Genomic DNA, 15,238 nt, shown 5'->3' with positions numbered 1-15,238 from the left:
CAAATATATTAAAACTTGCCACATTATTATGTTAAATTAAAAATCGAACATAAAAAAAGAAATTATTTGATATGTTCCATTTGCTGTGTTGCAGCCATAGAAACCATTAAATCATTTAATAAAGTGCTTGCAGAATTAGGCGAATTTGGTAATAAAACCAAACTGCTTTTGTTTGTTGCACCGATTGCCTGAAGCGTATCATAATGCTGCGTTACTACGATCAAAGCCGAAGCTTCCTGAGCATTGATATTTGCTTCATTCAACATTTTCACAGATTCTACCAAACCGGCAGCAATCTCTCTACGCTGATCGGCGATACCCTGACCTTGTAATTTCTTTGATTCCGCTTCTGCTTTTGCCACGGCTACAATTCTGATTTTTTGAGCTTCAGATTCGTATTCAGCCGCAGTTTTTTCACGTTCTGCTGCATTAATTCTGTTCATGGCGTGTTTTACTTGCTCATCTGGATCAATGTCGGTTACCAAAGCTTTGATGATGTCATAACCATAACTTTGCATCGCTTCTTGAAGTTCGCCTTTTACAGCGATTGCGACATCGTCTTTTCTCACAAAAACATCATCCAGTTTCAACTTTGGAACTTCTGCTCTTACCACATCAAATACATAAGACGTAATTTGATTTTCTGGATTTTCTAAACGGTAAAATGAATCTGCAACTTGCGAGGCAATAACTTGGTACTGTACAGAAACTTTCATTCTGATAAAAACGTTATCTAAAGTTTTGGTATCAATGATCACATCTAACTGCTGAATTCTCAGATTCATACGTTTTGCAACCTGATCAATGAAGGGGATTTTTAAATGCAGTCCTGATTGACGCACGATGTGAAATTTCCCTAATCGTTCTACAATTGCAGCGGTCGCCTGTTTCACTGTAAAAAATGAAGCGAACAGTACAATAAGTCCGAAAAAAATAATAGCTCCTAAAAATGCCATGGTTTAATTTTATTGGGTTAATAAATTATTCAGCTGTTAATTTTGCTGATTTCATAAAGATAATTAAAAAATTGGGATTACCATTAAAAAAGGTTAAAACACCCTATTTAATGAGGGAAAACACTGTTTGTTAGATGCTTATGGTTTGCATAACTATTTTTATCGTAATTTTGATTGGATAGGAAATGTAAATTACTAGAAATCAATATATTAAATCTTTTTTTAAAGAAATTTAGCAGTTTGAGGGGATTATTTTTCTTTATTGAAAAGTTTCTTTATTAAATAAAATTAAAATCATCAAAAAATGTCGTCCCAAAAAATTATCAATGATCTTGCTTACGAGCGTTTCCAGCAGGCAACCTCCAAGATCGACAGTGTAAAAAAAGGCATTCAGGAAAACCGCATGGGTGAAGCGAGCTTGACGGATATTCAAACAGATAGTGATAAACTTTCTAAAAGAATTGCCCGAGAAAACATGCCTATTTCTGCGGCTTTAGAAAGGATAAATGGGGTGCCAAATTTTCAGGATATCAATATTCTTTATAAAATTCTAAAAATTTCCGAATCTGTTGGAAGAATTACCATCAAAACCCGCTACGGAAATTCGGGATATGGAACCGGCTTTTTAGTCGCCCCGGGAATTTTGATCACCAATAATCATGTTTTTCCCGATGCCGAAACTGCCAGAAATTCGATGGTGCAATTCTATTACGAACTCGATGAAAATAACGAATCAAAAAAAGTTCAGACTTTCGGTTTTGTGCCGGAAAAATTATTCATGACTTCATCTTACCAAGCAGATCCGGGCAATGTGAACAGTGGACTCGATTTTACAATTGTTGCGGTTTCAGATAAATCAAAAGAAGGAAAAAATATCGTTGAAATTCCTTGTACGGTTTTAGATGAAACTTTGGGTAAAATTATTGAAGGCGAAAATTGTGTCATCATTCAACATCCAAAAGGGGATTATAAAAAAACGGTGATGAAAGACATTCGAATGCTAACGCTGAAAGATGATTTTTTAATTTATGAATCCGACACGCTTCCCGGCTCATCTGGCGCGGTTGTTATTGGTTTGGGAACCGGTGAAGTGGTTGCGCTTCATCACAGCAGTATTCCGAATAAAAATCCGCAGGGACAATGGTTGCGAAAAGATGGCGGAGTTTACAAAGAAGGCGATGCCGATGAAACGATAGACTGGCTCGGAAATGAAGGAATTAGAGTTAGTTCGCTCATCCGACGCATTAGAAATATAAAAGTATCGGAGGAAATGTCCCCGCTGAGAAATACTATTTTAGGTAAAACACAGCCGGAAAAAATTCAAAAAAATTCAGAAGAACCAAAAGAAGAAAAACCTGAAACCGAAATGAAAAACTCAAACGAATCGGTCTTGAATCAGGCTGTAAATATGATTCAGAATGTTTCTACGAAAAACAATCTTCCTGTTCAGTATTTTGAAATTGAACTTTCTAATATTCTCACCATGCAAGATGACTGGAAAGAAAATTACAAAAAGCTGGTTCAGGAAGCGATCAGTTCAGAACCATTATTTCCTTTGTCTACCATTCCATCGCAAAAAATTATTCAATATATTACTTTACGTTCCAATGATAATCCGTGGGAAATTGCAGCAAAACTGGAAGCTTTACCCCAAATTAAAACTGCAACTCCAGATCTGGAAATGGAAACTGACCTTCAGAAAAAAAACAAAAATGACAATGAGCTTACCGAATCTGATATGCTGGAAAACATGAAAACCAGCAATGCAGCCGGAAGACAAGATGATTTTAAAACAAAATGGAGCGCTTCTACCTATTTCAAACTCGATGATTCTGATGTCTTGAACCAAAGACTTTGGAATAGAACTGCGGTAGGTCTAAAAATTAAAAATACAACTCATATCGATGTCTATTCTTTAATAAAAGAGGTTATCGAAAATAAAAACGCTCACAATAAAAACAAATCTGTCGCTAATAATTTAGAAGTTGATGAGATCATCGAAAATTTAAAGAAAATCAATTTAGTTCAGCTCGATACAGGTTATACCGATCATGCAAAGGTAAAAGGAAGGTTTAATTTTGATTGTGATGAAGATTTTATAGATGGTTCTGATGCACGGGATGAAATGAGAACAGGTTTTCTACGACATCCAGGTCACGGAACTAGAACTGCGAGCATCATTACTGGAGGCGACATGAGTTCTGTCTATAAAAATGACGGGAATTATGGCATTTTATGTGACGAAAAGAAAAATACTTTAGTGAATATTATTCCTTACCGAATTTCTGAATCCGTGGTTTTAATCAATAGAGGAAAAAACGTTGTTGATGCAGTGAATCAGGCGGTTCATACGAATGCTGATGTCATGTTTATGTGCATGGGAACTTATCCTCGACCTATGATCGCAGAGGCGGCAAAAGTTGCGTACGATAATGGCGTAATTTGGATTTGTGCTTCCGGAAATGAAGTTGAAATGGTCGTTTCACCCGCTTTATATCCAGGAACTATTGCTGTTTCCGCCACAAATCCCAATCAAAAACCTTGGCGTGGAAGCAGTTACGGAACTGAAGTCGATATTTCTGCACCAGGAGAAGACGTTTATGTTCCCTCGATGGATGAAAAATATAATGAAATTATGGTTTATGGAAGTGGAACAAGTTATGCAACACCGCATGTTGCAGCCGCTGCAGCACTTTGGAAAGCTACAAAAAGAGATAAAATTTTTGAGAAATATAAATTCCCGTGGCAAATTGTAGAAGCATTTAGAATCTGTTTAAAAGAGTCAGCAACAAAACCACCAGTTTGGGATACCGATAATTATGGCGCCGGAATTCTTAACATTTATGAACTTCTGAAATGTGAATTACCGGATATTGATGAAAAAAAATACGCATATGCGAACGATCCGCGCCAGGAATGGGATTTAGGAGTTCGGGAAGCAGTTCATTTTCTTTGGAAAACACTTCTCAAAAAAACTATTTCTACAAGAGAATCAAGTCAGGAAATGGTGATGACAGAACGTTCCCGAATTGCGATCACTGCCATGACGGGAAATACGGTTTCCAGTATTTTTGAATCTGACAGTATCAATTCTGTTACCGATTCTGAAAAAATTTTAAAAATGTACTTCGACAGTTATAAAAAAAGCTAACCATGGAAAAAAAATATTTTGACCTGCATCTTCATCCTTTATTCAAAAACTTCCTCAGTCATTATGATGTTGCGATCCCACCTACAACCAGAACGCTGGAAGAATTAACGCAACCTGTGAGAATGTCGAATGTGCTGACAAGTGTTGTGGATGAATTGTTTATCCATATTCTAAAAAGTCAAAGCAGCGTTCAGCAATGTAAGAAAGGGAATGTGAATTATGCAGTTGCAGCGATCGTAAATCTGGAATTTGGTTTTGCAGACAGCCGTGGATTTTTTGGCAATATTTTAAAAAGTAAATTTTCGAATCCCCTTGACAAAATGTACTTCGAGAAAGTGAGAAATGGAGAAGTTTCCTACTACCGATTGATGTTGATGGAGTTGAGTCTTTATAAACTATTGCGGGATAACAAGGAAAGCAACATCACAATTCTCTCCCGAAATAATACCAAGAAAGCCAGCGAAAACGGACTCAACATTATTTTGAGTTTAGAAGGTTCTCATAACTTCAGTAAATTAATGATTGGAAATTCTCTTAAAATAGATTTTATAGAAGACCAGTTCACAGACTCCACAAAAACCAAAAAACTGTCGCAAACTGCCGATAACATTTGGAAAGAAATGATCGTTGATACTGAAAATGGAGAAGATCCTACCGCAAATTACAATCAAAATCCTGCGGCAAATCTGGAAAGATTTTACAAAAGTCTCTCCAAAGAAAAAATGGATCTGGTTTATATTACGTTGACTCATCTCACGCATATCAATGAACAGTTTTTGGCGACGCATGCTTTTGGGATGAAAATGTTGAAACACCCTTCTTTCTATCCTTTTGGAAACGGAATTACAACCATTGGATATGAAGTAATTAAAAAATGTTATTCGATGACGAATGACAGCGATCAGCATCGACCGATCATTGTAGATGTGAAACATTTAGGTTTAAAATCGCGGCAGGATTTTTACGCCTTCCGAAAATCATTAATTATAGAAGAAAAAAAATACGAAAACATTCCAATCATCGCTTCTCATATCGGAGTTACGGGCTACACCAATAATGAATGGAAAAATGCTTTGAAAAGAAACAATTGCACCGTTTATAATTACGAAGGAGCTCGCGCGGTTTCTATAGAAATGGATAAAAAAAATTGCGGAAAATGGGGGTCTTTTGTCAACAATGATTTTACTTTTAACCCCTGGTCCATCAATTTAATGGATGAAGATATTACCGAAATTTTGAACAGCAACGGAATTTTAGGAATGAGTCTGGATGTGAGAATTTTAGGATTTCAATCTGAATATGGGATCAGTTTAACGAGTGAAAATGAATTTTTGAGCACGGCCGATTTTCATACACACTTCCCGCAGATCGCGGTGAAAAACTTACCGCTCAATACGATGGAATCAATGATTTCTGAGAATGAAAGCTGGCTGATCCCGACTAAAGAAGATCGACATCCGTTATCTTTCTGTTTCAATATTATTCATATCATTCAGGTTGGATTACTCAAAACTGACATCGAAGAACCCTGGAAACAGATTTGTCTCGGAAGTGATTTCGATGGTTTGATCGAACCTTTGAAAATTTCTCCCGACATTTCGTCGTTGGAAGAATTGGAAGCAAATATGATCAAATGGCTTCCCGTCGCAGAAAAAGCTTACGTTAATGAAAATGGTGGAACCCGTATTTTATTTGGAAAATCGACCGCTGATCTTAAAAAAATCGTTCGTGGGATCATGTTTGAAAACGGTAAAATTTTTATAGAAAGATGGCTGAATAATTTTGGCTGCTAATTATATCCTCATTTCAATATTAATTTCAAATCTTTTAAAGTAAAATGTATGTTGTTTACCCATTATTAGGAATTTTGTTTTATTATAATTGTTATGTTTGACAAAAATACGTCAACTTTAACCTTACGAATTGTATTGCTCCAATTTCAAATTAACTGGATCCAATCATAATACGTAATCAAAACTAATGAAAAAATTAATATTTAAATTCTGGATCTTTAATCTATTGTTAAGTCTGTCGTTATACATTGGTTTCAGGATCGTGATCAGCAATACCGAAACAGAAGAGACCAACACCTTTGAATTTATTTTATATATTATGAAATTCTTTTTAGACCTCTATGTCATTGGTCTATTTTCACTGGTGATGATTGTCTGTTCAGCCACTTATTTTCTCAACCTGAACGACCGAATTAGAAATAATACATTCTCTTCATTTCTTACATTTCTCGGAATTCCAGTTGCACTCGTTCTGTTTTATCTAATACAATTTACGAAGGATTTTCAAACGGAGGGTCTTAAAGGTTTACTGCTACTTGATAACTATTTTATAGTGTCATTCATTTACATTTTCCTGGCCACCATCTTATTTTTAGTGTTTAGGAGAAAAGTAGCGAAAATATAGTTTCTACATCGTCATGCCGATATCTATCCCTTTTATTTTGCGGTAAAGATCTGTCGCAAAATTATCGGTCATGCCGGAAACAAAATCGATAACTCCCAAAACTTTTTGATAGTCGGTTCCATTTTCATAAACAAATTGTTGTGGTAGTAATTTTAAAGCCATTTTATCGTACGATTTCCTTTCTGAATTTTCCTTTAAAATGGGCGGAATAAAATGATCGAGTAACTCATTCATTACATTATAACCCGCGTTTTCTATTTCAATTACATTTTTATGATTGTAAATTTTGTCGATAGAAAAACTTTCAATTTCTTGCAAGGATCTATTTTCAGATTTGTAAATATCAAGCAAGGCTTTGTCTAAATTTCCTTCCAAAATTTTAGAAAAATTAGTCTTATAAATTTCCAGGGATTTGTTAATTAAAGCATTAATAACTTTCGCTCTTAAATAAGAAATCCTTTCATTAGCATTTGTGAGAATCGATAGCTTCTCTTCTACCCTTTTTATATTTGAATTTTCTGATCTGATGAGTTCAATAAAAAGATTTTCACAATCAGAAGTTGAGACAATTCCTAACCTGTGCGCATCTTCCATATCGATGATATTGTAGCAAATATCGTCTGCAGCTTCTACAAGCCAAACAAAAGGATGTCGTTTAAAAATAGTTGGCTCTTCACTTTCCTGCGCCAAATTCACCGATTTTGCAATATCAAGAAAAGTATCCTTTTCATTTTGAAAAAAACCGAATTTCTTACGATGAATAATTCCCTTTTTTTTGGCGATCGCTTCACACGGATATTTTGCAATACTCGCCAAGGTCGTATAAGTCAGTTGCGTTCCACCTTCATCTTTGCCATTTTGCTGATGGGTTAAAACCCGTATCGCATTAGCATTTCCTTCAAAATTCACCAAATCAGCCCACTCTTTTTCTGTAAATTTTTGCTTTAAATCTCTCTCATTTTTCTCAAAATAACTTGCGATCGCATCTTCACCTGAATGTCCGAAAGCAGGATTACCAACATCGTGACAAAGACACGCCGCGGCAATTACATTTTGAAGATTATGCTGATAGAAATTTTTTGAATTCTCATCCAGTTCATTCTCAAAATTGTCGACAATAAACTCACCGATGACACTTCCTAAGCTGCGACCAACTGATGAAACTTCGAGAGAATGCGTCAATCTGTTATGCACAAAAACACTTCCGGGAAGCGGAAAAACCTGCGTTTTATTTTGCAATCTTCGAAATGCTGCCGAAAAAATAATCCGGTCAAAATCTCTTTGGAAATCTGTCCTTGAAGCGGAAGTTGCAAGATTTTTTCCTGTGCGTTGATGCGTATAAAGTCTGTTTAAAATCATAATAGAAAGCCAAAAATAAGCCTTAAATTTAAAGAATAAAAATTTTTGATATGAAAGTTTACCTACTGTTGTTGCCAATTCTTTTGTTCTCCTGTAATAAGAGTGAAACCGATAAACACAAAAAATATGAAAATACTGAAAATCAATGTTTTATACTAAGCAATGGTATCAATTATGACGAAGCTTCGAAGCCAGTTTCGATTCCGACTCATGAAGAAATTCTAAAAAATCTTCCTAAACATATTCAGATCAAGTCATTACCAGATTTCAAAAAATTCAGTTATGATAAGAAAGAAACTGCAGAAATGAAAGGAAAAGAAAAAGAATATTTTGAATCCAATGAATACAAAAATCAATTCAAAGACTGGATCGCTGCATTACCTGAATTCAATTACGTTTCTGTAAATGATAATTTCGCGTTGGCAAAAAATAAATACGGACTTTGGCTGGTTGAAAAAATAAATGATCAATACAAACCATATTTTTTAGGCCTAACTCAAAATTGTTATCTGCAGGATTTTTATGGAAAGAGTCAAAAATTTATTCAGAATAATCAGTTTGTGATGAATGGAACTTTGGTAGATGTGCAGCGCTTATCAAGAATTCCGATGTTGCCGAAATATGAAGTGATTAAAGATGGTATTTCATTTACAATCAATCTAGATGATGTAAGAAAAGACAATGATAAAGATGGTTTCAATGATTTATTTGAAAATTTCATTGGTCTTAATCCAAATTCTGCAGATTCGGATGGAGACGGAATTCCTGATTTTGAAGATCATAACCCAAAATATAAATCTGAAAATTCAAAATTCACTTCGATGTACGAATTGGTGGTGGATCAACCAGTAAAAAACGAGCAATATTCTTTTACCGAAGTTTTGACGAACTGTGAATATTTCCAGAAAATAAATCCTAAAAATCTGAAAGTTTTAATGTACAATACTTCAGAAAAAGCACCGATCAAAGAAGATGTTTTAGATCTATTCTTCCCCGGAAAATACAGTAAAATGAAAACGTATGAAAATTACCCGGAAGTCTATTTTACCGATTTCTCTGATGCAACCGGCGACGGAACCATTTCCGCAGAATTCATCAAGGGTAAATGGAAATTGGGTAGAAAATATACTTTGACATTTGGGATGTAAATGCTTGATGATTGATGTTTGATGTTTAATGTTTAATGTTTAATGTTTAAAATATAATGAAAATTAAATTTTTTAGAAATCCCCTATTTTAGAAGCAATAATCTGCAGCCCGACTTGAACGCAGCTCTTTTTTATGGAACGAAGTGGAGTAAAAAAAGCGGGAGTGGAAGGCGGAAATGGCTGCCCAAATAAATAATACAATCAAACTCTTATTCAAAAAAAAATTCCTGAATATCATATTCAGGAATTTTATATTTATGAAAGATCTATTACTCCATATAACTCTCGATTGGAGCGCAGGTACAAATTAAATTTCTGTCGCCATACGCTTCATCAACTCTGGAAACGGTGGCGAAAAATTTATGATCTCGCACCCAATCTAAAGGATACGCAGCTTTTTCACGGCTGTAAGGTTTGTCCCAAGAGTCAGAAATTACGATCTGTTCTGTGTGAGGCGCATTTTTCAAGACATTATTTTTCTCGTCAGCTTCACCATTTGCAATTTCATCGATTTCTTTTTTGATAGAGATTAACGCTTCTGCAAAACGGTCTAGTTCGCGTTTGCTTTCAGATTCTGTCGGTTCAATCATCATCGTTCCGGCAACGGGGAAACTCACTGTTGGAGCGTGGAAACCATAATCCATCAATCGTTTTGCAACGTCGGCAACCTCGATTCCAATGGCTTTGAACTGTCGGAAATCTACGATACATTCGTGCGCTACTCTATTTTTTTTGTTCGCATACAAAATTGGGAAATGCTCGCCTAAAACTACTTTCAGGTAATTTGCATTTAAAATCGCATGTGCAGTTGCTTTCATCAGGCCATCTGTACCAAGCATTTTGATGTAGGCATAAGAAATATTCAGAACTAAACTTGAACCAAAAGGCGCTCCTGAGATCGCATCAATAGATTCTTTGGTTCCTATTTTAATATTTGGATTGCTCGGTAAAAATTTCACCAAATGCTCCGCAACGCAGATCGGACCAACTCCGGGACCGCCTCCACCGTGAGGAATGGCAAAAGTTTTGTGTAAATTGAGGTGACAAACATCGGCTCCAACATTTCCCGGACTTGTGTAACCAACCTGAGCATTCATATTCGCGCCATCCAGGTAAACCTGACCACCGTGTTCGTGAATTAATTGGGTAATTTCCTTGATGTTTTCATCAAACAAACCATACGTTGAAGGATAAGTGATCATGGCCGCAGAAAGATTTGCGCTGTGCAATTCCGCTTTCGCTTTTAGATCTTCGAAATCGATCTCTCCATTTTCAAGATTTTTTACAACAACAACCTTCATTCCTGCCATTACTGCAGACGCAGGATTTGTTCCGTGTGCAGACTGCGGAATTAAAGCAATATTTCGATGACCTTCGCCACGGGATTTGTGATATTCGCGGATCACCATTAAACCTGCATATTCACCTTGAGCACCAGAATTTGGTTGTAGAGAAGTTCCGGCAAAACCAGTAATTTCTGCTAAATCTTTTTCTAATTCTTTAATTAAAATTTGGTAACCTCCTGCTTGTTCTGTTGGAACAAATGGATGAACATTTCCCCACTCTGACCAGGAAAGTGGCAACATTTGGGTCGCCGCATTTAATTTCATAGTGCAGGAACCAAGAGAGATCATAGAATGCGTTAAGGATAGATCTTTTCTTTCCAGACGCTTGATGTATCTCATCAATTCGGTTTCGGTATGGTAACGGTTGAAAACTTCGTCCTGTAAAATAGGTTCAGTTCTCAAAGAATCTGCTGGGATTTGAACCTCTTCTTTAATGAGTAATTTAAAACTTTGTTTGTCTTTGAACTGGGCAAAAGCATCAAATAAACACTGCAACTTTTCTACAGTTGAAGCTTCATTCACGGAAATACTTACGATTCCTTCAGAGAAATAATTAAGATTAATTCTTCGGTCACGCATCAAACGCATCAAAGAATTTTTCTCATCTTCGTGAATACGGAATTTTACGGTATCGAAAATGGCTTCTTCTACTATATCATAACCCAACATTTTTAAACCGTCATGCAATGCATTTGCTTTGAAATGAATTTGATCAGCGATAAAGTTCAAACCTCTAGGTCCGTGATAAACGGCATACATTCCCGCCATGACTGCTAAAAGAACCTGTGCTGTACAAATATTTGAAGTTGCTTTTTCTCTTTTGATATGTTGCTCACGAGTTTGCAGAGCCATTCTCAGCGCGCGTTTTCCGTAAGCATCCTGGGAAACCCCGATAATTCTTCCGGGAATATCTCTTTTGTATACATCTTTACAAGCAAAAAATGCCGCGTGAGGACCGCCATAACCCATCGGAATCCCGAATCGTTGTGTTGTTCCCACTGCGCAATCTGCTCCCATATCTGCGGGGGATTTTAATTTCACCAACGCCAACGGATCACAAGCAACCACAACCTGCAACTCATGTTCTTTGTAATATCGAATATTTTCTGTGTAATCTACAATGATCCCATTTTTACCGGGATACTGCAATAAAACACCAAAATAAGAATTGTTAAACTGGTGGTTTTTATAATTTCCTACAATAATATCGATTCCCAAACCTTCTGCTTTAGTTTTCAACACTGCGATCGTTTGTGGCAAAACAAGATCAGACACGAAGAACTTTATAGAACCTTCCTTTTTCTGTTCTTTTGTTCTGCTTTCAAAAAACATGTGCATCGCTTCTGCAGCGGCGGTAGATTCATCTAATAGAGAAGCATTTGCTAATTTAAAACCAGTTAAATCGCAAACTACAGTCTGAAAATTTAATAAAGCTTCTAATCTTCCCTGAGCTATTTCTGCTTGATACGGTGTATAAGCGGTGTACCAGGATGGATTTTCTAGAATATTTCTTTGAATTGCGCTTGGCAAAAGCGTGCTGTGATAACCGAAACCAATATAATTATCAAATTCGATATTTTTTGAAGCTAAGTCTTTAGAATGCATCAACATTTCCTGCTCTGAAAGTGGTGCCGAAATCTCAAGGTCTTTTTCCAAACGAATAGCCCTTGGAATTGCCTGATCAATTAATTCGTCAATACTCGAAACGCCGATTCTCTCTAACATCGCCTCTTTATCGGCTTCGTTCATAGAAATGTGACGGTTTACAAATTGTGTGGTGTTCATATTTTTACGGTAGATTATATTTCAAAATAAAGGTTCGTAAAAATACAAATTTTTGGTGAAAAGTACAATTGATAAATCTCATCAAATTAAAATAATATTTGCGTTATTTGGAGTTATTCTAAATAAAATTTTATATTTGCGTCATGAATGTATCCATCGTTCCATTTAAAATTGCTCCACTGAGCCCGTTCTCTGCTAGACAGGAAGAAATGTTCTGCACTAAAAAAAATTGCTGCAAAAAATTTAAGAAAGGAAAACGATGTAAAAAATGTCCCGGAAGATTAAAATTGGCGTAGGAAAACAACTTCGATCTAGCTGGAAAATGTTTTGATCAGAAGCAAAACAGCAACGAGCAAAAGAATTGCAGCGAAAACAAACCGTAAAAATTTTGACTGACCGCCTGGATTTGTTCTTGAAGGTTTCTGCGGTTTAAACATTTCCTCCACGTCATTTCTGAATTTCTCTTTATCATTTTCAAAAACTTCAGTAACCGTAATTCCCCGAACAATTGTTTTGTTGAGCAGTGAATTGGTCGCGTGAAGTAAAATATTAAATTTACCGTCTTTAAATTCATTGATCTTAAAAACTCTTTCTCCATACCCTTTCTCAAGACCAAAAGGCAGAATTTTCACAATGTCTGCATTTTGAGTTTGCCAGGTGATGATCACTTCTTCCCCCTTTTTAACTCTGATTCTGTTTGCTGAAAAAGTTTTGATGAAAGGTGGCATCGTCGGCCGGTAACTTCTTTGTTGATGTCCTAAATTTTCGTCGTAAATCCGGCGTTTTTCAGGATCTCCCAAAATGTCATACGCTTCACGGATCTCCCGAAAACGATTTTCAAAAAAATCATCATTGGGGTTTTTATCGGGATGGTATTTTAAAGATAATTTTCTGAAGGCTTTCTTAATATCTTCTTCCGAAGCATTTTCTAAGATCCCGAGAAAATAATAGTAGTTTTTCATTGACGAATGCGATACACAAAAGTAAGGATTTAAAGTTTTCCGCAAAAAAAAACGGAGAGAATAAATCCCTCCGTTTTAAAAATTAATGAGCGACTCGCAAATTTTCTTACGCTTCAGCACTTTCGTTTTTTCGATTTCGACTGCAACATCTAGAAGAAAACTTTTCTTTTAATTTTCCTTTTAATTCTGCATATTTTTCATCATCAAGTTCTCTTATTTTGTCGGCAAATGCGAAAGGCGTTCTACCTTTGATGTCGTATTCTTCGAAAATTCCTTTCATCGCTTTTTTTCTTGCTGACATTTTTTTAACTGCCAAAGCAATTCCTACTACTGCAAGTGCACCGAATGCACCTTTTAAATTTGAATTTTTCATTTTTTTTAAATTTTAAATTTTATGTTTTACTACTATTCTTTTATTAAAGACGAATCATTTCCTATTTTACTTTAAACATTTTTATAATTTATTTTAAAGTTTAAACTTTTAGAAGATCATCTTTCTTATCAAGACGAATCACTCTAAATTTTACATTAAAAGTTGACTAAAAAATTTAAATATTTTCAATTGCCAGAAAAAGCCATTTCTCACTTTAAATATAAAAAAACGGACAAAAGTCCGTTTCTATTGATCTTAATAACAATTTTAATTAACATTTATCCCGGAAGAAACCACGATCACAACGCTGTTTCCACATTTCTTTGAATTTTTGTTTTTCCTCGTCCGACATTCCGTTCATTCGTTCTTCTTTTAATTTGCGAAATTTTGCGCTGCCGAAACCTTTTCTTCCACCAAATCCGCCGAAAAGAATTTTAGACAAGACTAAAATTCCCGCAGCTTGCCAGAAAGTGATCACTTTTGCACCCAAAATATTAGGTAGCAACCAATTCCAAAGTCCCATCACAATTGCTGAAACCGCAAAAAACATCGCTATTGCAAACAATGCAAAAAGTGCGATCTTTCCCTTAAATCTATTTTTCATTTTTTCTTTTTTATTCGTTTAGATCTTTATACAAAATTGCCATTCTTTTCCTCAAATGCTTCACTGCATAATTTTTTCTGCTGATGATCGTTTTGATATTTTCCCCTTGTTCATCGGCAATTTCCTGCAGTTTCTTTCCTTCAATTTCACTTTCTACAAAAGCCAGACGCTGTTTTTCCGGAAGTTCTTCTAAGGCTCTAAATAGTTCCTTCCAAACCTCTTCGCGAAAGGCCAAAAGTTCTGGGTTTTCTGAATCATCCAGAAGCAAAATATCTTTGATGGAAAAAGTGCCGTCATCATTTTCAAAGGTGAAATCCTCTAAATTTTCTGTTTTTTTCTTGCGATAACTGTCGGTTATCTTGTTGCGGGAAACGGTATAGAGCCAACCACTTAAGTTTACGATTTCAGAAATATTAGTCAGATTGCTGAACTGATACCAAACTTCCTGCAAAATATCTTCTGCATCTTCCGTATTATTCACTTTCGGACGAATAAAAGACAGCAACTTTCCACCATAATTTCTTACAGTTTGTGCAATGAGACTTTCTTTTTCCCTTTCCGACATATCGATAACTTCAACGTCCATATTGTATAAGACGATGCAAGATTTATTTTACTTTAAAAAAAGTGGTTTTTTTAGGAATTGAAATTATTGTTGAAGACCAATTATGATCAGGATTTTTCTGCAAGTTCTTTTATGATCTCAAAACCTTTGTTGAAGCCATTATTCATATATTCCACGTAGTTTTTTTCGATGTGCGTGATGGCGCGGAGTCCAGTTGTATTTTCGTTAATAGCTCTCAGAAAATATTTCTCTTCCATTCCGCTCCATTCTGCGACTGCCTGACTTTTGGTATCTTCAACGCCGTCTTTGATCATTCCTAAATGTGCAAAGATTATTTCGTGAGGTTCATTCAGATTTTTAATCGTTGAAACCATTCCATTTCCTTTTGCATCCAGGAAATAAGTTTGACCATTCACTTTCCAGTCGGTTTTTAATTGAGAACCTTCCATAAAAAATTTCGTCCATTCAGGATAGGTTTTCTCGTTCCAAAGAATATCCCAAACTTTTTGAGCAGGCGCATTGATGATAATTTCGTAATTCAAAGTTTCCATAATTGAAGTTTTTAATTTTA

At 35.6% G+C, this 15,238-nt stretch carries 12 protein-coding genes; 4 read left to right on the top strand and 8 right to left on the bottom strand.

Annotated elements, in window-relative coordinates:
• Positions 1–62: 62 nt before the first annotated feature.
• Positions 63–956 (bottom strand): SPFH domain-containing protein, encoded by an 894-nt coding sequence (locus IV494_RS02570; protein WP_196078597.1) that lies wholly within the window; start codon positions 954–956, stop codon positions 63–65.
• A 304-nt stretch (positions 957–1,260) separates the two neighbouring features.
• Between IV494_RS02570 and IV494_RS02565 the strand changes: the two genes are divergently transcribed.
• The 3 genes from IV494_RS02565 (at position 1,261) to IV494_RS02555 (ending at position 6,525) form a co-directional block, all read left to right on the top strand.
• Positions 1,261–4,107, top strand: coding sequence for a S8 family serine peptidase (locus IV494_RS02565; protein WP_196078596.1), 2,847 nt, complete (start codon positions 1,261–1,263; stop codon positions 4,105–4,107).
• Positions 4,108–4,109: 2 nt separating this feature from the next.
• Positions 4,110–5,900 carry an amidohydrolase family protein gene (locus IV494_RS02560; RefSeq protein ID WP_196078595.1) on the top strand — a complete coding sequence of 597 codons (1,791 nt, stop codon included), beginning with the start codon at positions 4,110–4,112 and terminating at the stop codon, positions 5,898–5,900.
• 187 nt (positions 5,901–6,087) lie between these two features.
• Positions 6,088–6,525, top strand: a complete 438-nt coding sequence (locus IV494_RS02555; protein WP_196078594.1) for a hypothetical protein — start codon at positions 6,088–6,090, stop codon at positions 6,523–6,525.
• Positions 6,526–6,528: 3 nt separating this feature from the next.
• On the opposite strand, the gene IV494_RS02550 is transcribed toward IV494_RS02555, so the two are convergent.
• A complete protein-coding gene (locus IV494_RS02550; protein WP_196078593.1) occupies positions 6,529–7,884 on the bottom strand; it encodes a deoxyguanosinetriphosphate triphosphohydrolase in 1,356 nt (451 codons plus the stop codon).
• Positions 7,885–7,934: 50 nt separating this feature from the next.
• On the opposite strand from IV494_RS02550, the gene IV494_RS02545 reads away from it, so the two are divergent.
• Positions 7,935–9,032, top strand: coding sequence for a hypothetical protein (locus IV494_RS02545; protein ID WP_196078592.1), 1,098 nt, complete (start codon positions 7,935–7,937; stop codon positions 9,030–9,032).
• 269 nt (positions 9,033–9,301) lie between these two features.
• On the opposite strand, the gene gcvP is transcribed toward IV494_RS02545, so the two are convergent.
• From gcvP to IV494_RS02515, 6 genes are all read right to left on the bottom strand, one after another.
• Positions 9,302–12,163: an aminomethyl-transferring glycine dehydrogenase gene (gene gcvP, locus IV494_RS02540; protein WP_196078591.1), complete on the bottom strand. Its 2,862-nt coding sequence runs from the start codon at positions 12,161–12,163 to the stop codon at positions 9,302–9,304.
• A gap of 311 nt (positions 12,164–12,474) precedes the next feature.
• Positions 12,475–13,125 carry a J domain-containing protein gene (locus IV494_RS02535; protein WP_196078590.1) on the bottom strand — a complete coding sequence of 217 codons (651 nt, stop codon included), beginning with the start codon at positions 13,123–13,125 and terminating at the stop codon, positions 12,475–12,477.
• Between the two features lie 106 nt (positions 13,126–13,231).
• Positions 13,232–13,498, bottom strand: a complete 267-nt coding sequence (locus tag IV494_RS02530; protein WP_196078589.1) for a hypothetical protein — start codon at positions 13,496–13,498, stop codon at positions 13,232–13,234.
• Positions 13,499–13,769: 271 nt separating this feature from the next.
• On the bottom strand, positions 13,770–14,102 hold the full coding sequence (locus IV494_RS02525) for a hypothetical protein (RefSeq protein WP_196078588.1): 333 nt from the start codon (positions 14,100–14,102) through the stop codon (positions 13,770–13,772).
• Between the two features lie 10 nt (positions 14,103–14,112).
• Entirely contained in the window at positions 14,113–14,688 is a 576-nt protein-coding gene (locus IV494_RS02520; RefSeq protein WP_230379865.1) for an RNA polymerase sigma factor, read from the bottom strand.
• 86 nt (positions 14,689–14,774) lie between these two features.
• A complete protein-coding gene (locus tag IV494_RS02515) occupies positions 14,775–15,218 on the bottom strand; it encodes an SRPBCC domain-containing protein (protein ID WP_196078587.1) in 444 nt (147 codons plus the stop codon).
• Positions 15,219–15,238: the final 20 nt, after the last annotated feature.

This window comes from Kaistella gelatinilytica (assembly GCF_015679325.1).
Classification (GTDB): Bacteria; Bacteroidota; Bacteroidia; order Flavobacteriales; family Weeksellaceae; genus Kaistella; species Kaistella gelatinilytica.
Note: the sequence above shows the minus strand (reverse complement) of the source record. Positions and strands in the feature narration are given on the sequence as shown.